Raw genomic sequence first — 19,012 nt, 5'->3', positions numbered from 1 at the left:
GCTCTTAGTTGACACGTTGCTAACTTAATTGGTTCTACTGTTATTAATAGTTGTTGGCATTGGGACTACATATTTTGTTAAAGAAATAATAGAAAATCGTCTTAATTTGAAAAATAACCAGATTATTTATAAAAATATTTGAAAAATGAATATATTTAGGACCGAATAAATAAAAAAGGCATTAATATGGCTAAAACTTATTTTGCTGAACATATAAGTAAAACTACAACTAGTCTTGGATGCTTACCCGTATTTCACTCTTGTTCAGCAAGAGCTTTTAGAGAAATTTTGATGGAGAAAGAGCTAAAAGCTTTTAACTGCGAAGTTTTCAATGAATTATTACTTTATTTTTTTATGGTAAACCATCATACCGAAAAAATAAGCCAGGTAAGCCTCATTATTTAACTGCTGATTTCCCTATTTGCTTCATATTCAATTTAGACATTATTCCAAATATTTTGAGAATATATATTTTTATACTCTTTGTAGTAATATGTTTGATTGCATTTACAATTAAAGATATTATTGAGTTTTTATTTGGAGCAGTCACATTGGAGACAATAATTGTCCCATTACTTCTATTATTATCTTTGTTTAAAGTTAGAATAAACAAAAGACTAGACTCAGTTATAGCGTTCTCATTAGTTATTACAGCAGTTATTTATGCCGTTTTGTTTATGCTTGGTGCCTATAAGAATATTTTATACACCCTCATCCCTTTCTTAATTGAACTTTTCTTTATTGTGCTAATAGTCCTAATCGGAAATAAAAAGCGGATATCTTAAAACACATATCAATAAAATATGTGAGGCATAAGATTAGAAAACAATAGTAAGAAAATTATTATTCTATCTCATCCTAATAGGTTACAGGTAGAGCTTTTGCTTTTTTAATTTAAAACATTTCAAAAAGGCGTTTCAAATCTTCTTATTTATAATTGTCCATCCATTTTCTTGAACAATATTTATTTTTTTTACTTTTACTTCTTCTGTTTCTTCAATAACACTACGAAGAAACTTCAAGATTGTTTCCATTGGAGTTACAATCCCATAGCCCATTGAGTCCATTTGATTATTATTTTCAGGTATATCAGCAACAATCCCTATTACTTTCCCCGATCTATTAATGACAGGACCACCACTATTTCCACCTTTGACTCGTGCGCTGATTAAGAAATAATCTTGCTTTCCAATGTATGAGTTACCTTCACCAGTAATTTCACCTGAAGTGGAGATTAAACCTGCTACCGTAGCAGTCTCACAAAATTGAATAGCATCAAATCCAGGAATTGGGGGATATCCAGCAGTCAAAACTTCATCCAAAACTTTCCATTTTTCAAGAATAAATGCTTTTAAATCTTGAATGCTAGCTGGATCAACTTTGAGTAATGCCAAGTCAATATTTTCATCTAATGAGGAATCAAAATCATCACCTTTATAAGTTATCCATAATTCTCTAGGTTCTGCTTCTTCCCCTTCTGAAATACAAATTTTAAATCCCTTGTTATTTAGAACATTGTGCTTTGCTGTTAAAATATATTTTTGATTATTAAATTCCAGAAGAAAGCCCGTTCCAATTTTTTGATTATCGTCAAACTTTACAAGAAAAGAAAAAACTGATTTACTAAAAATACTTCTGATATAAGGAAATCCAAGGATTTTGAAGTCATAAGCTCCATATCTTGCTTCAGCAGCATCAAAATTTATAGATTGATAAGCGGTATTTAAAGGATTCAATGCTTCACCCTCTCTCATAACCATTAAATACCCTTCTAGAAGTAGTTTTCTTATCAGAATATTTAAATTAATTGCATCTATTTCATTCCTGTGAGCGTTTAAGAAATTACCAAATGTGTAATAATCAACAACCACTCTATCAGGGTGAAAATAGTTTAGTATTTTTGTTACAATTGCCATTTTGAAAATAATGTTATGAACTAATTTTTAAACATGTTCTATCATCAAGTCGATTTTTTACTTATAAAAAGTATTTGAAAAAGTAAAAACCTTCTGATTTAATTCAAAAGGTTTTATTGTCTTATAACAAATTTAATATTTTTCATCAACTTGACGGTCACCATCTCAATTTAACTGACTAAGTATCCTATACATTTTCGGTTATATTGATACTAAAAGAGTATTATAATACCTTCTAACTTAAGTTTTTCTAATATTACTCTCAATTAAATTTACTTTTGCAGGACTTACCCCATATTCTTTAGCTATTTGTCTCCATTGTGCTAAAGCGTATCTGATTTGCTCTATGATATGGCCAATTACTTGTTTTGAAAGACTGGCTTCCAATCCTAATTTTATTAAGTGCTGCTCTTTTGGGTTTTTCCCCTCACCCATCACCATCGTACTTTGCTCTCCACGTGGCCCGCTAGAAAAGGTAAGGTCATAGGCAGGCGATAGTTTCCACTGTCCGGTTTTATCCATCAGAAAACTAAAGTTTTTGGCATGATCATCACGGTTATGAGATAAAACATTGAAAACAGCCAAGCGATACATCTTTTCTACTTCACGAATATCTTTGGTAAGTGCTCCGGTGAGAGTCAGCATATCTTCATAATCTAATGAGGGCATTCGGTAATCACTGTGCAACAAGCCTGCTGCTGTGTGCATATGATACCGCTTTGAACCATCCCTATCGAAACGCTTGACAGCAAAATAACCAGCTCCCTTTTGCGACGGGAATAAATGTACATCCGGTATATTCACACCTGCATTTTTCGCCATAATGGCGTAAACATACTCAATAGCACCAGCATCTGTTCCGTCAAGTATATTGGGAAACTTAACGAGCCAAGGTTCGAACCCTTCTACAAGATGTTGTGCTCCGTGCGATATATTTTGACGATTTGTATCAAGTCCGATAAGAGCTTTAGGCCTTGCTCCAGCAGATGAGCCATTTAAACTCAAGAGTTCTTCTATAACTTCTCCAGAACTTCCAGTAAGTACTTCTTCAGCTTTTTCGGCAAAATAATCCAGTTGAATTAAACCTTGTATATCAGGTTGACTGAAGTCCGGTTCATAGACTAATGCCCCCATGCCTTTTAATCCGACATAGGCTAAACGTTCAAGAGGTGTTATCTCTGATGATAGCACTCCCTGTGACTGCATGTAGCGATCAAACAATAAACGCCCCCAACCATCAGGCAAGCTGTCACTGAATACACCTGCCAGACCTTCAAAAGGTCGTGGGGCAAATGAAGAAACCCCCGGTTTTAGTGGCAAACGTAATGGCGAAATTTCAAGGTTCGATTGAAGAAAAGAATTGTGATACTCAAAATAGATAACTCCATCACGAGCAGCTAAACGCCCGACTGGCAAGATTTCTCCCCCGAAGTCCAAACCCACCTTAATATCTGATATTGGTCTTTTCATTTCCGATGCCCTCGTTTACGAGTTGAACGATTGTTATCCTTAAGCACATCATCAATCGAATTGAATAAAGGTTTACTTGGTTTAGTAGACTCAATTATCTCTTCAAGTCCGCCAACTACTAAAAGAAGCTTGAGAAAGGATTCCAGAGAAATAAGCCCTTTCTGCTCAAACTTCCTTAAAGTAGGTAGCGCAACGCCTGAGCGTTCTGCCAACTCTTCCTGAGTCAACTCCATAAGCAAACGTCTCTTACGGACATTATCGGTAAGTTTTCTTTGCGCTTTAGAAGGCGTTATAAGTGATATCATGATATTAGTTATGCCAGTAAAGTTCTATTTTATAATACTATTATATTACAAATATACCTAAATTCTACTAGATAATCTATTGTTTTCTGACATGGAAGAAGTCACAAGTTCAATCCTTGTTACAATACTCAATTTTTCAATAACTTAATCAATATGTTAATTTGGCATATTTCAGAATAGTTTTGTAGTGAACCAATAAAATATCAATCACAATTATGTAAGTGATAAATACTAAAGAATCCACTTAAACGAAAAAATTTTTCATTCTCTTAGAGTAGCACCCATGAATATTTAAAATATATGAGCTGTAATTTTATTCTTGGCAATATTTGAAAAATTTACAAGAACTCTTACGTAAGTTTTCTAATCTCAAGAATTAGTAACGCAAAAATCTATACGCAAAAAAATACCAGATAATAAAAATTATTAAATTTGTTACTAAATTATTTTTTTTTGGATTATTATTAGTGCCCATTTAAATTATTTCTGAATTCCGAATATTCTAAAACCGACGACTGTACATCAGTTTAGTCGCATGAAATTGTTTAACTGCATTAAAACATTTTACTGATGTGGAACGATAAAGAAACCGATGTTGACTTATTAGGTAATGATAAAATAGCACAAACTGTAATTGAAATAATTGGAGATAGTAATCTTCGGCCTCTTACAATTGGAGTATATGGTGATTGGGGTGTTGGTAAATCCTCTATTCTTTCTATTTTGCAATCAAAAGTCAAAGCGGAAAAAGTTGCTAAGGTTTCAAATAACCATTGCATACTATTTAATGGCTGGTTATTTCAAGGATACGAGGATGCTAAGACAGCCTTGATGGAAACTGTTGTTACAGAGCTTGCAGAGTTACAACCTGCTAATAAGAAAGTTCAAAAATTTGCAAAATCACTTCTAGGCCGTATAAACTGGCTAAAAGTTGCTAAATTTTCTGCTGGTGCCTTACTAACTGGAATAACAGGTCTTCCTGTTGCTGGAATAATTGGGGAGGGAATCTCCAGAGTAAAGAAAATGACGGAGTATTCGGATGATGATTCTATGATAAAAGAAGAGGAAAAAGAAGAAACTGTCACAAGTCAAATTCATGCTTTTCGTAAAGAATTCAAAAAGCTCATTTCTAGTTCTAAAGTCGACCACATAATAGTCCTAGTAGATGATTTAGATAGATGCTTACCCAAATCTGTCATAGAAATCCTTGAAGCAATTAGACTGTTCCTTTTTGTAGAAGGAACTACTTTTGTCATTTCTGCTGATGAAAGAATGATTGAGTATGCTGTAAAAGAGCATTTTCCTAATTTACCTGCAAGCTATACTGAATATACGAAAAACTACTTAGAAAAGTTGATACAAATTCCCATTCGTATTCCAACACTAACTAAACAGCAAACAGGCAACTATATTAAACTACTAATGCTGCAAAACTACTTGAAAAATGATTCTCAACAATTGAAAACTGTATATCAAGCTTACGAAGACAGTAAAAAGAGACCATATGAAGCATTAGAACTGACTTATGAGATTATTAAAGAAGCAATCGGAGCATCTGCCACGTCTTCCACTGAATTACAAGAAACACTCCTTGTTGCTGGTCAACTTACACCGACATTATCTTTAGGTTTGAAGGGTAACCCTCGTAACATTAAAAGGTTTCTGAACACTCTTTTTCTAAGAATGAAAATATCCAAGATTTATGGACTTGATGATATTGTTGAACTAAAAATATTGGCCAAACTAATGCTTTTGGAAAGATTTCAAACAGCAACTTTCGATAAAATTGTTGAGGAAGTTTCATCAACACCTGAAGGCACTTCAAAATCTGTAAAAGATACGGAAAATGAAAAGGAAAAAGAAGGTGAGGATAATAGTGGACAGATAGCATTTAAAGAATGGTCTTTATTAGAGCCTAAAATTGGTAGTACTGACTTACGTCCTTATATTTTTATTTCGAAGGAAAAGGCCATAGGGTTTGATTCAGATGGGTCATTCCCTGAACATTTAGTTGCCTTTTTCAAGCAATTAAATAGTGGTAACGAAATCATCTTAAATAAGGCAGAAAAAGACCTTGTGAATATAAATGCTAAAGAAAAAATATTATTATTTGAAAAATTGGAAGTTGAATGTCATTCAATAAGCGACCTTTCAAGAATGCCTGCTCCTTTCAACGGGCTATTGAGAATTGTTAGAGTTGATTCAACTCTTGAAACTCGACTTATAAAGATTTTAGAATCTTTCCCATCTACAAATCTAGGTGTTTGGTCAATAAGTCAATTGAGCGGTCTCAGAACTTCAGAAGCTAATCAGAAGTTTGCTGGATTGCTTCATAACTGGGAACAGCAGAATGAAAATCAAATCCTTAAAAAACTTGCTAAACAGACTTTAGCTTTAACCAATAAATAATATGGGAACATCAGCATCATCAGGAGGGGCTGGAGGTTCAAACCCATTAATTCCAAGCTGGATTGGTGGTGGTGGATTTCCGACCCCAGAAATTTTTCCAGATTTTGATATGCAGAATCCAGAACCTTTTGATAGCAACGGGGATTCAGGAGGAAGTGAAAGTGAAAATGATACTGGTAACGATAATAACAATAGTGGTGAAACAACTCAACAGGATTCGAGCAATAGCAACTCATCCCAAGATAGCGGAACGGGTAGCTCTTCAGCAACCTCCAACAGATATACACAAAGTCGCCGACAATTTAATGCGTATGTACGTGGTGGTGGGCAGAATTCAGCAAAGCTGAAGAGTGCTTTAAAAGGCTATAGTAGAAATGCTGCTGGAGGTCCTCAACAGTTAGCTCGAAGGATGGAACCAGCAGCATCTCGTGTATCCAGTTTCTACACTGTTTTAAATACAGTTCAGAGTATTGGAAAAAACGAAGCTCTAATTCAATTCAATCTTTCATCATATCAAGGAAAAACATTACTCGAAGTTTTATCTTCATTGACTGATGAGATTTTCAAAGACACTGACAAGATTTATGAAGATACACAGGATGATAGTATCACAAAACAGGCATACTCAAATACGATAGTCAGAATTTGCGAGCTTGGCTCAATCGATTTAGACAGCCTTACCAACGAACAAATTGAAGTAATGCTTGCAATCTTTATTGAAGAATCAATAGCTCAGCGCGTAATCAATGACATTGGCAACGGACTTACTCAAATCACTACCGATATTAAAGAACTGGTACAAATTGAAGAGAACATATACCAAATTATAAACGGGTTGGTGAGGAACCAAATAATGCCTGAAATTATTGCTACGCAAAGAGGAGACAAAAATGATATTGAGAGAAAAATTGAAAATATTTATCGAATCGCTTTTGATACAATGGCTGGATTAGATTAAATGAATAACTATGGGAAAATTAGCACTAATAGCTCTTGTAGGAGAAACTGACAAGGGGCTTAACCTCGACAAAAGCTCATATGTGAAGATCGCAAATCTTCCAATGTTCAAAAACCATAATGCTACAGATGTGAGTGTCCATGAATTCATCGATGCATTAAAGAGATTTAAGTTAGAGCCAACAGAACTTGTAATGGATTTACTCGTCATTGCCAGTACGATGTATGGAGCAGATACAAGAATTAAAAGAGAAATATTTGCAGAAGATTCATGGACGAGACAAATTGATTTATATATCCCGGTAAGTGATCCTGATTTTTGGGATAGCCAGAAAAAATTATTAGAAAAAATATTTAGATTTCTGACTGGAGATATCTGGGATGTTACTTTTAGGAAACGTTCAGACCCTGATTTAAAACTAGCTCCCGTAGGAAAACTGGCACGATATGGGATGCCATATGAGACTGATACTGTTTGTCTGTTTTCCGGTGGTATGGACAGCTTTATAGGTGCTGTAGACTTGTTAGAATCAGGAACAAGACCATTACTTGTAGGACATTCGAAAAGTAGTGATGTGACACTTTACCAAAATAAATGCTTTGATGCCTTAAAACAATATTACACAGACAACTCTCCAGAAAGGATTTATGCTTTTTTGCGAATTCCCAAAGAAGATTTGTTTGAGGCAGAAGACCACACTGAAAGGGGGCGGTCTTTCTTGTTTCTTTCATTAGGCGCAATTTGTGCGTCTACTCTGAACCAGACTTCTAATCTGATTGTCCCTGAAAATGGAATGATTAGTTTAAATATACCACTAACGCCACTTAGAACTGGCTCACATAGTACAAGGACTACACATCCTTACTATTTACAAATGATGCAAATGTTATTTAATAGTATGCAAATTGGGGTAACTATAAAAAATCCGTATCAATTTGTAACAAAAGGTGAGATGTTAAAAAACTGTTTGAATCAAAAGCTGGTTATTCAGACAGAAACGATGTCATGTAGTCACCCATCCGGACGATGGGACGGCCAGGGAAATGGTCATTGCGGATATTGTGTTCCATGTTTAATTCGACAGGCATCATTTAAAGCAGCTGGTGTTCAGGACCCTTTCCCATACCGAAAGGATATATTTTCAGCAGGAGGCTTGGATATTACACAGAAAGAAGGAGCAGATGTTCTCGCATTCAAATACATGATTGAGAAAGTAAATGCTAAGCCGGACTACTTGACAGCAGCTATAAGAAATACAGGTCCATTAGGAGAAGACGTTACTCCTTATGTTGAGGTTTATCGAAGATCATTGAATGAGGTTGAAAACCTTATCAAATCCATAGTTTTAAGATGAGTACATTTATTGATACCCACTGCCACTTAGATTTATTTAAAGGAATTCAAAATAACTCAAAACAAGAAGATGATCTTGGAATAAAAACAATTACAGTGACAAATGCACCCTCCTTCTTTGGACCAAATTCCAAGTTATTTGGCGATTCATTGAATATAAGGGTGGCTTTAGGTCTTCATCCACAATTAATAGACCAATTTAAAGGCGAACTCGTATTATTTCAGCAATTGATAAAAAAAACTCGTTATATTGGTGAAATTGGATTAGATGGCTCTTCGGATTTAAAAAAGACGTATAAGCTTCAAAAAGAAACATTTGAAAAAGTGTTATTATCTGTTAGAGACAATGGAAATAAAGTTCTGACAATACATAGTAGAAATGCTGCAAATGAAACAATAGAGTTTCTCTCGAAATATCTTTATAACACAGATAATAAGGTCATATTACATTGGTATTCAGGAACAATTGACGACCTTAAAAAAGCGGTTCTCAGAGGTTTCTATTTTTCTATAAACCACAACATGGTTATATCTGAGAAAGGCAAAGAAATAATCAGTTATATACCTGAGAACCTAATTCTGACGGAGACAGATGCTCCTTTTACTTTTTCCCCAACCATAAATACCAGATTAAAAAGCCTTTCTTCCACAATTGAAGGAATTGCGATTAGAAAAAATAAATCGTCTGAAGAAATTAAATCCATCGTGTATAATAATTTCAAAAATTTATTGTCTACGAGCACTTGACTATCTTAATAGTGAAAGCAATAGCGTTTGCTATTGCTGATTACTAAGATAAGGCTGAAAAAGTAAGCACCTCATTCTATAAAGGTTTAGGCTTTCTTTTAGTTTTGAGAGCAATTGCTACTTTTTCCAACAGATCGTTTCTCTCCGTGACTTCTCGCATCATTCTTGCTGCTTCAGCATAAACACTTAATGGAAACTTTGATTCAAAATATTTATCCTGTTCAATAGGCAAGCCTAATCGTCCCCGAACCTCTTTCAGCTCTTCCAGAGAAACATATCCAATTTCGGGAAATCCAAGACCTAAATCGCAAAGGCCAAATGCAATGCTTGGGTCTTCATAATCCAGTTCGGTTAAAAGCCAGGTTGCCCCTGCATCTGGTGTAAATAGCTTGGCGACTGGAAAATGGTCTTTGCTACGGTTGTTTGGCAAGCCGTTCTTCTTTAGCTGTTGAAGCTGTTCTTCAGTCAAAAGTTGCATATTATCTCCTGGATCAGTTATTAGGAGATAGAATAAGGTAACATCAAGATGATTCGTAGATAAGAGAGGGTTGATTAATTACCGTGTATTTTGATAAACAATACACAGGTTGTATGAAGATTAATTAATGAAATAATTTAAGTTGTTTAATTCACCTTATCTATCATATGTCTAGAAAACCAATCCAAGTTTCTTTCAAAACTGGATTTGTTGTCATAGATATCTAGGCAGTTTACCATTACTGAAATTGAGGAAAGTTGTTTTCTGATTTCTTCTATTACTATATCCGTATCGTGTTCGATATTTTTCTCAAAAACAATGAAATGCGAGTTCGGAGATACTACCTTTTTTACAGCATCATTGATTAGCATGTGGTAATAAGATTTCGGATCTAAATTCAGGCATTCACTAATGGAAGAATACTGCTTGCCATTCTTTGTAAAAATCAGCTTGTCAATAATCAATGGGCCAACTCCACTATTTTGAATAAAGATGTAGATTTTCTTTTTGCTGTCAACCAAATCAATCTGGCCCAAAGGTTTCAGTGATTTTGCATTATGCACACGTTGCAAGTGTAAATTCCAAAATGTTGCGAACAGAGCCAAAACTGAAATAAAGATTTCCAAGATTCACCTGCCGCTTTTCTGACAATTGAGGAATAAAAATGATAAATATCAGAGACGATATTTATGCCCCTATCATTGAATAATTCTGTAGTAATTTCAACCGTTCCAATGCCTGTAATTCATAAATTAACGGGATAAACTTATGATAAATAGCGCATTGTGGGTCTTTGCCATTCACCCGATAGACCGAGCATCCACTTGTACAAATGGCTTTGTATTTGCATAAACAACAATCTTCTGATTTCATATCTTCATAATGGCTGCCCTGTTCTATCATATCAACCAAGTCTAAATCTTCGTCGAAAATGGAAAAGGACTGCTGAGATTTATCCCCGAAATGAACATGGCAATAATTGAGTGACCCATCAATGTAGATAGCACCACCTGAGAAGCCGGAATTACAAGTTTGAAACCCTAATTCATTCGGTTTCAGGTCGCAGAACTGGTGTCGGTTAGAGAAAGACCATCCGGATTGAATGGCATCAGCCATGATCGCATAGGATTCTGTCAGATATGTTTCTAATAGCTCCGCACTCACTGCTTCACCTTTGACAATGGAATAACGGAATGGAATATCCAACCCAATCAGATAACGGGTCAGGTTAGGTAAGCCTTCCAGATTTTGGTTATTAACAACTGTATTGATTGATACAGGAATATCATACGCCTGTAACTTCTGAATATTTTCGTTTATCACTTTGAAAGACCCAGCTCCATTTCGGAATGTCCGAGAGGCATCGTTGTATTGCTCTAATCCGTCCAGGGAAACGCCAAAGCGAATATCGTTGGCTTTTGCGAAAGCCAGAATCTCGTCACTTAAAATTGTAAGGTTGGTGATAAATGAGAAAACCAGATCACAGCCTAAAGCCTTTAATGTGGTCTTTGCCTCTGGGATAAAGCTTTTCCAAACCTTAAACTGACTAAGTGGTTCGCCTCCTGCTAACCGTAACTTTATGCTTGTTATATTTTTTCGTTTTACTGTTTCAACCAATTTGGTTAGGAGTTGTCTTTGAGTCGTTGCCAACATTCCATTAGTTGTATTCAATGTTGAAATATAACAGTATCCACAGGTAAGATTACATCGGTTAGTAGTGTGAACCCAAAAGTTCAATGATTGTGGGGTTTTAGGTTTTTGAGGCTTTGTAAAGCCGTCGTCAAACCTGATAATCTCGGTTTTGGACAGGAGTTTTAAAAACCCTTCCAGAATATCTGATTGTATAGAAAGCCTTTCTGAGAGGTCGGAGATACTGCGCTTATTGTCAATCGCTGACAATATATCGAACTGTGCCCTATTCAAAATCCGTAAGGAATGTGGATAGGAACAATTGACGGCATAAGAATAGTTATTATCTATTGGTCTGACCAATAGATTGGGTGATTTGATTGGTATCACTTTCTTCTAAGGTTGTAGTGGATGTATACGATCCGCAATCGCAATCATTATTGGACGATACAATATTCAGGTCATGCCTTCCTGTTAGTTTTGTAAGTACTAATACATCATCAAATAATATGTCGTTTTCTTTGGAATTATTCATTAATTAAGCGGTTATAGTAATTGATATATTATTTAAACGATTCAATAAAGTATGCACTGTTGTCGGGTGCCAACGTCCTTCACCCCGAAATGTTTTGATACGCTTTTTATTCAACTCCTTGGCTATTGCCCTGACTGTTGTTATTCCTTTTTCTTTAAAGCGCATCAGCAAAGGGGATAATTTTATTGCAAAGTTTTCTGCTGCCCGTTTATTTTTTTCTGCAAGCGCTTTGCCGTTTTTACCAAGAACAACTCCTTTCCGTTTAGCTAATGCTAAAGCATTTCTTGTATTTATACTAATTCTATCTCTTGTATCCTGCGCTACCGCTGCTTGTATATGAAGTAGAAAGTCACTCGCATTCGGAGTATCGACAATTAGGACTTCTACTTCCGACTTAATAATAGCGGCAATCTCCTCTACATCGCGGCCCATTCTATCAAGCCTAGCTGCTATAAAAGTACACTTGTGTATTTTGCATTGTTCTAAGGCATCCTGCAATCCATTTCTGAATTTTCGGGTTGATTTGACCTCAATGATTTCATTTACAATGTCGAAATCATTGTATTTGCAATAGTTTCTGACTACAAACTCCTGCGCTTTTAATCCCAGACCCCCTTTCCCTTGTTTTCGTGTTGATACACGATAGTACGCAATTGCTTGTTTCATAGGCATTTATGAATCCTTTTTGTACAAGGGTAAACCATCGTTTATATTTGAACAACTTTGTAGCAGAAAGTCAATATTTCTAAGGAAGTAAAAGACTGAATTACAGAGGCTTATAAAAAGAGAATAATGGGGTTAAAGTAGTTTTTTTGTACATGAGTAAACGATCGTTTACTCATGTACAAACTTTTGAGGAAATATCTCTAAAACTTTGTAGCAATCGTAAAAAAAGTGGTAAATATGTAGAAGCGAATTTATATCGGCTTATGCTATGAATGTCATGGAGAATCTTAAGAGTAATGCTATTTATAGCATAAATACTAGAATGACTAATCAAAGTTTCCAAGGTTCGTAACCACGAATTTCAATCAAGTATTTCGAAGTATTTATCAATTGGCTAAAAGCAGATTTTTGCCATTTATCTTTAGGCAAGTTGCCTAGTAAGGAGACTTGTACCTGATCTAAAAAGTAATCTTTCTGTTTATTGTAGATTAATTCCCAATAATAAATAATAAGTTCTTCTGCATTTTTCAATGTTTGAATGGTTGGTATTTTATCTCGTTTTCTATTATTAATAGATGATTGTGATGGAAGGAGATTCCACATATCGTTATTTTTGAAAATAGAAAAAGGAATTAGATGATGTATATCGTAGGTATTAATATGATTCCCTGTCCAAACACAGAAAACCTGGCCGTTTTCTTTAAGAAGGTTTTTGTATAGTTCTTTTGAATTTTTTATCTCTCTTTCAGTCACGGGATTTTTTAGAATTTCGTTTATCACTTTTTCAGGGGAAAGTTTTTTTCCACTGGCCGTAACTGAAAACTCTGCCCATTTGAAAATAATGCTGTCCGTCCCATTTATGAAACTTCCTAATACTTTAAAGGCTTCAAAATATTCTCGTGGAATTGAAAAGTATCCAAAGCCTTTTATTAGCCAAGATAAGTTTTGTTTTAAGGAGTTTTGAATTTTTCCAGAAGGATAATATTTATAAATAGAATAGTGGTTCAATGAAATACTTCCGCCTATGTAACGCATTGGCATGTTTGTTATAGTTTCTTTTAACTTCTTTACTAAAACAAAGAAGCTTTGATTTATCTCAATGCTAATGTCTTTATTGCGTATTTCGTTGTAAAAGGCTGATATTCTCTGTAAATAACAACCAATCTTCTGCATGTGTGGCTTGTGGCCAATTCTTATAATCGCTTAAATGACTTACATATTGTTCTTGGAATCGCTTGCCATCTAATCCATACAGCTCACCCAGTGTCCTACAACTGATGGGCGTATTATCCACTAAGTCCTTTTAAAAAAGTTGCGAATTCCTTTGTCATTCGCGTGCCATCTGCTACCATTTCCCAATCTCTATAGACTGTTTTTCCACAGCTTAAATTCAGCCATTTCCTGCGCTTGATTTTTAGATAACAGGCTTTACCACGAAGTGGAAAATCCCGGACTGTTTCTTCTTCATAGAATCCCTTCGATTGCAGTTGGTCTGATTGAAATTCTTGTGGAGGTAGGTTCTTTTCGGATAAAAATAGATAGTAAGAATCTTCTTTCTTTATCACATTAGTCAATTCAAAATACTCTAAAATGCCTTCTGGTAGTAGTAACGAGAGTAGCGTCGTATCCAAGTTAATCATTTTTCTACAAAGTAACCCCTTTTTTAGCTACTCCCCAACTTTTTAGTTTGATCCGGAGAATATAGCTAGAGTTGTACTTGAAATTGTTGTACCTATGTTGTACCTATATTTTAAAAACAAAAAACGAGTTACACATTTCCTGCATAACTCGCTGATTATCAACTAATTAGAAGTACCGGGGACGGGAATCGAACCCGTACGAGCGTTTCGGCTCACAGGATTTTAAGTCCTGCGTGTCTACCAGTTCCACCACCCCGGCGGATGGTGTGTTTCTTGAAAAAAAAAGCACCTTTTAAAGGGTGCTGAACTTTTTCGAGCGGAAGACGAGTCTCGAACTCGCGACCTTAACCTTGGCAAGGTTACGCTCTACCAACTGAGCTACTTCCGCGTTTCATTCATCTTGTCGTTGAATGTGGATGCAAAGGTAGGGGTATATTCTATATTTGTCAAGTGTCTTTCAAAAAAAAATTAAGATTTTTTTTCTCTTTTCGTATAAGTGTCTGATAATAAGTATTTTTGAAAATGAAATTTTTTTTATTTTTTTTCTAACACAAAACTTTTTCTGAAAACAGAATAAACAATCCTATAAAATTTCTGCTTTTTATAAGTAATAGTTTTTGAACATCTGTACTTTTGTGGAAAATTATTGATGGAATGGATAAAAAAATTGATTTTGAAAAGTCTCCTGATGGGCTTGTGCCTGTAATTATTCAAGATTATCAGACCCAAAAGGTATTGATGCTTGGCTATATGAATGCCGAAGCCTACGAAAAAACCCAAAAAGAAAATATTGTAACGTTCTTTAGCAGAAGCAAACAAAGGCTCTGGACAAAAGGAGAAACCTCAAATAATTTTTTGCATGTGAACGAAATACGTGTCGACTGTGATGGCGATACTATTCTGATTCATGCCTCACCTGATGGGCCAACTTGCCATACAGGGGCCGATACTTGTTTTAACGAGAGCAATAGCGCTTCGGATAAAAAAGTACTGTTTATTAATCATTTGCGCGAAGTGATTAAAAATAGAAAACTGAATCCGACAGACGAATCGTATACAAGTCATTTATTCAGAAAAGGCGTAAATAAAGTAGCTCAAAAGGTAGGTGAGGAGGCCGTAGAACTAGTGATTGAAGCAAAAGACGATAATAAAGAATTATTTCTGGGTGAAGCAGCAGATTTATTTTATCATTATTTAGTACTTTTAGAACAAAAAAATTACGAGTTCGACGAAGTACTCGATGTATTAATAAAAAGGCATACCCCGCGTCCGTAACTGGTGTCCCAAATGGGGAATGTTAGTACTAACTTATAAAACTATCTCCCTTGGGAAAGGAGGACTTCTTACTTATGCTCAATTATATTGTCCGATTAATATGCTGTGGGGCTGCAGTGTATTATATGCCAAAAATTCTAGGTAATATTTCCGTTCCTGATTTTACAACAGCGGTAATTGTGGCTTTTGTTATGAGTATTCTTAACACCTTTGTTAAGCCTGTGCTGCAATTGCTCTCATTGCCAATTACTATTCTGACACTAGGAATTTTCTATCTGGTCGTGAATGTATTTATCGTATATCTTTGTTCGTACCTTGTTCCTGGTTTTGAAGTGAAAGGTTTCTTGCAACCTTTAATCTTTGGCTTTATTCTGTCAATTGTGAACGGAATAGTAGGTGGGTTTCAGGACTAAAAATGAAAAGCCCTTTTATCAATTTCAGATAAAAGGGCTTCTTGTTATAAACTTTCCAGCGTGCTTTTAATGGCTGTGAAATCTGGTACGTCGCTTGCTTTTTCTAGTACTTCGGCGTATCTGATAATACCTTCTTTGTCAATTACAAAGGCTGAACGTTTTGACACCCCGTGCATACCAAAAACAAAGTCTTCATAATATGAGCCAAAAGCCTGTGATGCTGCCTTATTAAAATCCGATAATAGCGGAAACGGCAATTTTTGTTCTTCCTTAAACTTACCCAAAGTAAAAACCGAATCGACCGAAATACCCACTACATCAGAATTTAATCTTGAATATGTGGCTATATCATCTCTCATCTGGCACAATTCAGCAGTACAAACGCTTGTAAATGCAAGTGGAAAAAACAATACTACAACATTTTTGCCTTGATAATCTGAAAGATTTACTTCTTGTTTATCGCTGCTATATAGCTTGAAATCAGGGGCTTTGTCGCCTACTTTTAGAGACATAATAAATAGAGGTTTAAATAACAATAATGATTTGAAAACAGAAAAACAGACCGGAAAGTTTTAGCTTCCCCAATTATAAATGCTCAAATTTATAGCCTTTCTTTTTTAATATTTTAATTAAGTCGTCTAACCTGTCATAAAACTTTTCTTTTCTACGTTGGTCTGTGCCTAAATGCAATAACAGTATAAAGCCATTCAGGTGGTCTTGTGCATTGGCTTCATATTTCAGAATATCATTCATAATGGTTTGATTATCAGCATAACGCGCTCCCATTTCGGGATAAGTATAATCTCGGTTTGAACCTGTACCAGCAGTAAAATTGATTAATTTTAAGCCCGAGGCGTTTGTCCAGTCGGCAATAGTTTGGTTATACCATTCGTAAGGAGGCATAAAATATTGGGCTTTTTCTTTAGTAATACCAAAAGGCTCCATAGCCTTGTAATTGGCTTTTAAATCGTTTTCAAATATTTCGCGGCTCACCAGTAGAGAGTCCCGTTTAGTCCAGTCATTATACAAAAGATGTTTGTCTGAATGTCCTCCCAGATAATGCCCTTCAGCCACTAACGAAGCAATCAGCGGTTTACACGCGGGGTTGCGGTAAAAATCTCCCGTAAAAAAGAAAGAGGCTTTTATATGATGCTTTGTCAATACCTGCTTTACTTTTGCCCCACCTTCATAAAAATCGTGCCCTGTAAAGGTAAGTCGTATTATTTTTTGCTGAATATCAAAGCGAGTTATTGCTCCTTGTACATAAGTAAATTTATTTGTTTGTGGTTGGGCAGATGCTTCGAGCATAGATAAATAGTAGGTCAAAGAGGCTGTTCCATCCATTGTTGGTTCGTTGGTAGAATAATCACCGAAATCATCATGATAGACTGCCATATTTGACTGAAATTCAGCGTACTCGTCAGGATGTACCAGCGATACATACTTTAAGCCCGAAAAGATGGAATTTCTTACAGGGCCATCAACTAAGCCGCCATCAATAGCATAATTATATTTGAAACTCAGCGATGAGTGTGGGTCTTGCGGATAATCACCTATGTGGGGTAAGCCTACAATCATGGTTGTTCCCCACGGATTGCAGCCGAAAAGCCAGTCGCGGAGCGAGGCTTCCATTTCTTCAAATCCTTTTCCACCTAGTTTTCTGTAAAGAGCCAGTTGTGTCAGGGTAGCTGTAACAAGGTTGTTTGAACACCAGATAAACGGAATGCCATTCAGAAACGGATTATTCTTAGCTCTTGCCCAGATAGCGTTTAATCCTTTTTCATAATGATTTACAAAAGTTTGTTTATCTGGTAGCTGGCTGGCAGTCTGGTAATGACCGGCGTTCATGAATGGATACCACTGATAATGGCGTGCTGTGTCGTTAATCATCCACGGAGTAACTGTTTCTTGCTTACTGAAATGAATGGCTTCTTTCAAAAAACTTTTGTCAGTAGTAAGTTTGGCTAGCTCTGCGGCTGCCAGTTCCATGTCGTCAGTCCAGTTATCTTCTTCATAGAAATACGGAGCTTTGCATGGGGCTGTCTGGCAGGCTCCCGGATTTTTCTTACCCCAATCATAAGCTTCCAATGCCTTTTTTTGCAGGTTGCTAGCATATTCAGGATAATACTTTTGTAGAATTTTTGAACCGAGTGCAAATGTTGAAGCATATTTGCCAGCAGTTGAAGCAATACCGGTTGCTCTGCTCTTATGTTGAAAAGCTCCCTGAGGCTTGCCCGTACAAAAATAAACAGGGCGCATTTTTCCTTTGCCGTATGTAGCCTGGTCGTTGTTAGGTAGGCGTAATCCAGAATGGTCACGGTCGTCGGCAATCTGGTTATACATTTCTCCGTATGCCGGATTCATGCGTAGCAGCCAGTCTATTCCCCATTTTACCTCATCCAGAATATCAGGAATCCCGTTACTACCTGTTTGCCCGTTGGCATTGTATTTATCCTTAAAAGCCGTAGGGTTATGCTGATACGCCAGTAACATCTGATAAATGGCATTGGCTGTGGTAGTAGTATATTGCAGGTAATCAGAGGCATCGTGCCAACCACCTTTTACATTTATATAGGTAGAGTCTTTTTCAGGGTCAGGGTGATACACAATAAAACCGTCATGCGTGTGGCAGGAATCTTTCAGGAAAGGGTTGTATCCGCATCTTTGCTGGCGCATATATTTCAATAGAAAATCGGCTGTGCCAGTATAAACATCATTGGCTATACGGAATCGTACTGATTCAGCTTCTGGTAAGTCTATGTAGTAAGCCCCCGGTTTCTGGAATGCTGAAAAATCCAGACGATACGTAGCATCAAAATTACCAAAGGCCCCTGTTGAACGAACTTTTTCAGACTTAAAGACAACTTTGTCAGTTAAAGCGTCTTTTATTTCGAAAGATTTTATAGTTGCCTTGTTTTTTGACAACAAAACTCCCACTTTCATAGACTTGGGTAAATACCCTAACTGATTTACCCTTATATATTGCTGAGCAACTGTTAATAAAGGAAATGCTAAGACCAATAACAGTATTTTAATAAATTTCATCATTTGAGGTTGATATAGGATTGGAGGAAATATGTACCTTGCATAAAGAAAGTCAAGTTATTAGTAATTTGTGTTCTGTGCAAAAGGCTACCGAAAAATTAATAATTTTAACCTATTAGCCTCTGAAAAATAATTGCTCTGATACATCCCCCACGAACGTGATTCAAGTTTAT

The 19,012-nt window shown here is 35.9% G+C and carries 18 protein-coding genes and 2 tRNA genes; 7 read left to right on the top strand and 13 right to left on the bottom strand.

The window, feature by feature from the left end; translation table 11 throughout:
* Nucleotides 1-186 precede the first annotated feature (186 nt).
* Nucleotides 187-405, top strand: coding sequence for a hypothetical protein (locus tag WAA15_RS21790; RefSeq protein ID WP_337044961.1), 219 nt, complete (start codon nt 187-189; stop codon nt 403-405).
* Between the two features lie 512 nt (nt 406-917).
* On the opposite strand, the gene WAA15_RS21785 is transcribed toward WAA15_RS21790, so the two are convergent.
* The 3 genes from WAA15_RS21785 to WAA15_RS21775 form a co-directional block, all read right to left on the bottom strand.
* Nucleotides 918-1,916 carry a S1 family peptidase gene (locus WAA15_RS21785; protein WP_337044960.1) on the bottom strand — a complete coding sequence of 333 codons (999 nt, stop codon included), beginning with the start codon at nt 1,914-1,916 and terminating at the stop codon, nt 918-920.
* 240 nt (nt 1,917-2,156) lie between these two features.
* Entirely contained in the window at nt 2,157-3,386 is a 1,230-nt protein-coding gene (locus WAA15_RS21780) for a type II toxin-antitoxin system HipA family toxin (protein WP_337044959.1), read from the bottom strand.
* Entirely contained in the window at nt 3,383-3,691 is a 309-nt protein-coding gene (locus WAA15_RS21775; protein ID WP_337044958.1) for a helix-turn-helix domain-containing protein, read from the bottom strand. Before WAA15_RS21775 ends, WAA15_RS21780 begins: the two co-directional genes overlap by 4 nt.
* Before the next feature lie 570 nt (nt 3,692-4,261).
* Here WAA15_RS21775 and qatA point away from each other — a divergent pair.
* Genes qatA through qatD form a run of 4 tightly spaced genes read left to right on the top strand, consistent with a single transcriptional unit; the run spans nt 4,262 to nt 9,158 of the window.
* Nucleotides 4,262-6,100 carry a Qat anti-phage system ATPase QatA gene (gene qatA / locus WAA15_RS21770; RefSeq protein ID WP_337044957.1) on the top strand — a complete coding sequence of 613 codons (1,839 nt, stop codon included), beginning with the start codon at nt 4,262-4,264 and terminating at the stop codon, nt 6,098-6,100.
* A 1-nt stretch (nt 6,101) separates the two neighbouring features.
* Nucleotides 6,102-7,058, top strand: a complete 957-nt coding sequence (qatB, locus tag WAA15_RS21765) for a Qat anti-phage system associated protein QatB (protein ID WP_337044956.1) — start codon at nt 6,102-6,104, stop codon at nt 7,056-7,058.
* 10 nt (nt 7,059-7,068) lie between these two features.
* Entirely contained in the window at nt 7,069-8,412 is a 1,344-nt protein-coding gene (gene qatC / locus WAA15_RS21760) for a Qat anti-phage system QueC-like protein QatC (protein WP_337044955.1), read from the top strand.
* Nucleotides 8,409-9,158: a Qat anti-phage system TatD family nuclease QatD gene (gene qatD / locus WAA15_RS21755; protein ID WP_337044954.1), complete on the top strand. Its 750-nt coding sequence runs from the start codon at nt 8,409-8,411 to the stop codon at nt 9,156-9,158. Before qatC ends, qatD begins: the two co-directional genes overlap by 4 nt.
* Before the next feature lie 76 nt (nt 9,159-9,234).
* On the opposite strand, the gene WAA15_RS21750 is transcribed toward qatD, so the two are convergent.
* From WAA15_RS21750 to WAA15_RS21715, 8 genes are all read right to left on the bottom strand, one after another.
* Complete coding sequence (locus WAA15_RS21750; RefSeq protein WP_337044953.1) at nt 9,235-9,636, bottom strand: DUF2958 domain-containing protein; 402 nt, start codon at nt 9,634-9,636, stop codon at nt 9,235-9,237.
* Between the two features lie 146 nt (nt 9,637-9,782).
* Nucleotides 9,783-10,262 carry a hypothetical protein gene (locus WAA15_RS21745; protein WP_337044952.1) on the bottom strand — a complete coding sequence of 160 codons (480 nt, stop codon included), beginning with the start codon at nt 10,260-10,262 and terminating at the stop codon, nt 9,783-9,785.
* A 61-nt stretch (nt 10,263-10,323) separates the two neighbouring features.
* Nucleotides 10,324-11,655, bottom strand: coding sequence for a radical SAM protein (locus WAA15_RS21740; protein ID WP_337044951.1), 1,332 nt, complete (start codon nt 11,653-11,655; stop codon nt 10,324-10,326).
* Between the two features lie 148 nt (nt 11,656-11,803).
* Entirely contained in the window at nt 11,804-12,466 is a 663-nt protein-coding gene (locus WAA15_RS21735; RefSeq protein WP_337044950.1) for a recombinase family protein, read from the bottom strand.
* Nucleotides 12,467-12,796: 330 nt separating this feature from the next.
* Nucleotides 12,797-13,639 carry an HNH endonuclease domain-containing protein gene (locus WAA15_RS21730; RefSeq protein ID WP_337044949.1) on the bottom strand — a complete coding sequence of 281 codons (843 nt, stop codon included), beginning with the start codon at nt 13,637-13,639 and terminating at the stop codon, nt 12,797-12,799.
* A 113-nt stretch (nt 13,640-13,752) separates the two neighbouring features.
* Nucleotides 13,753-14,097: an ISAon1 family transposase N-terminal region protein gene (locus WAA15_RS21725; protein WP_337044948.1), complete on the bottom strand. Its 345-nt coding sequence runs from the start codon at nt 14,095-14,097 to the stop codon at nt 13,753-13,755.
* A gap of 182 nt (nt 14,098-14,279) precedes the next feature.
* A tRNA-Leu gene (locus tag WAA15_RS21720) sits at nt 14,280-14,365 on the bottom strand.
* A gap of 56 nt (nt 14,366-14,421) precedes the next feature.
* Nucleotides 14,422-14,494 (bottom strand) — tRNA-Gly (locus WAA15_RS21715).
* A 266-nt stretch (nt 14,495-14,760) separates the two neighbouring features.
* Between WAA15_RS21715 and hisIE the strand changes: the two genes are divergently transcribed.
* Complete coding sequence (gene hisIE, locus WAA15_RS21710; RefSeq protein WP_337044947.1) at nt 14,761-15,381, top strand: bifunctional phosphoribosyl-AMP cyclohydrolase/phosphoribosyl-ATP diphosphatase HisIE; 621 nt, start codon at nt 14,761-14,763, stop codon at nt 15,379-15,381.
* Nucleotides 15,382-15,455: 74 nt separating this feature from the next.
* The gene (locus tag WAA15_RS21705; protein ID WP_337044946.1) at nt 15,456-15,794 is read left to right on the top strand and encodes a phage holin family protein; all 339 of its coding nucleotides are present in this window, start codon (nt 15,456-15,458) and stop codon (nt 15,792-15,794) included.
* Between the two features lie 44 nt (nt 15,795-15,838).
* Here the strand turns inward: WAA15_RS21705 and WAA15_RS21700 are convergent, their stop codons facing one another.
* Nucleotides 15,839-16,306, bottom strand: a complete 468-nt coding sequence (locus WAA15_RS21700) for a redoxin domain-containing protein (protein WP_337044945.1) — start codon at nt 16,304-16,306, stop codon at nt 15,839-15,841.
* Nucleotides 16,307-16,379: 73 nt separating this feature from the next.
* Nucleotides 16,380-18,842, bottom strand: coding sequence for a glycoside hydrolase family 9 protein (locus WAA15_RS21695; RefSeq protein ID WP_337044944.1), 2,463 nt, complete (start codon nt 18,840-18,842; stop codon nt 16,380-16,382).
* Nucleotides 18,843-19,012 lie beyond the last annotated feature (170 nt).

The sequence above is a fragment of the Emticicia sp. 17c genome (assembly GCF_037153985.1).
Taxonomy (GTDB): Bacteria; Bacteroidota; Bacteroidia; order Cytophagales; family Spirosomataceae; genus Emticicia.
Note: the sequence above shows the minus strand (reverse complement) of the source record. Positions and strands in the feature narration are given on the sequence as shown.

Excerpts from the sequence above, each read along its gene's own strand:
- qatD (WP_337044954.1), top strand. The coding sequence starts at position 8,409 with ATGAGTACATTTATTGATACCCACTGCCACTTAGATTTATTTAAAGGA.
- hisIE (WP_337044947.1), top strand. The coding sequence starts at position 14,761 with ATGGATAAAAAAATTGATTTTGAAAAGTCTCCTGATGGGCTTGTGCCT.
- WAA15_RS21700 (WP_337044945.1), bottom strand. The coding sequence starts at position 16,306 with ATGTCTCTAAAAGTAGGCGACAAAGCCCCTGATTTCAAGCTATATAGC.
- WAA15_RS21735 (WP_337044950.1), bottom strand. The coding sequence starts at position 12,466 with ATGAAACAAGCAATTGCGTACTATCGTGTATCAACACGAAAACAAGGG.
- WAA15_RS21730 (WP_337044949.1), bottom strand. The coding sequence starts at position 13,639 with ATGCAGAAGATTGGTTGTTATTTACAGAGAATATCAGCCTTTTACAAC.
- qatC (WP_337044955.1), top strand. The coding sequence starts at position 7,069 with ATGGGAAAATTAGCACTAATAGCTCTTGTAGGAGAAACTGACAAGGGG.
- WAA15_RS21780 (WP_337044959.1), bottom strand. The coding sequence starts at position 3,386 with ATGAAAAGACCAATATCAGATATTAAGGTGGGTTTGGACTTCGGGGGA.
- WAA15_RS21775 (WP_337044958.1), bottom strand. The coding sequence starts at position 3,691 with ATGATATCACTTATAACGCCTTCTAAAGCGCAAAGAAAACTTACCGAT.
- WAA15_RS21705 (WP_337044946.1), top strand. The coding sequence starts at position 15,456 with ATGCTCAATTATATTGTCCGATTAATATGCTGTGGGGCTGCAGTGTAT.
- qatB (WP_337044956.1), top strand. The coding sequence starts at position 6,102 with ATGGGAACATCAGCATCATCAGGAGGGGCTGGAGGTTCAAACCCATTA.
- qatA (WP_337044957.1), top strand. The coding sequence starts at position 4,262 with ATGTGGAACGATAAAGAAACCGATGTTGACTTATTAGGTAATGATAAA.
- WAA15_RS21790 (WP_337044961.1), top strand. The coding sequence starts at position 187 with ATGGCTAAAACTTATTTTGCTGAACATATAAGTAAAACTACAACTAGT.
- WAA15_RS21785 (WP_337044960.1), bottom strand. The coding sequence starts at position 1,916 with ATGGCAATTGTAACAAAAATACTAAACTATTTTCACCCTGATAGAGTG.
- WAA15_RS21695 (WP_337044944.1), bottom strand. The coding sequence starts at position 18,842 with ATGATGAAATTTATTAAAATACTGTTATTGGTCTTAGCATTTCCTTTA.
- WAA15_RS21750 (WP_337044953.1), bottom strand. The coding sequence starts at position 9,636 with ATGCAACTTTTGACTGAAGAACAGCTTCAACAGCTAAAGAAGAACGGC.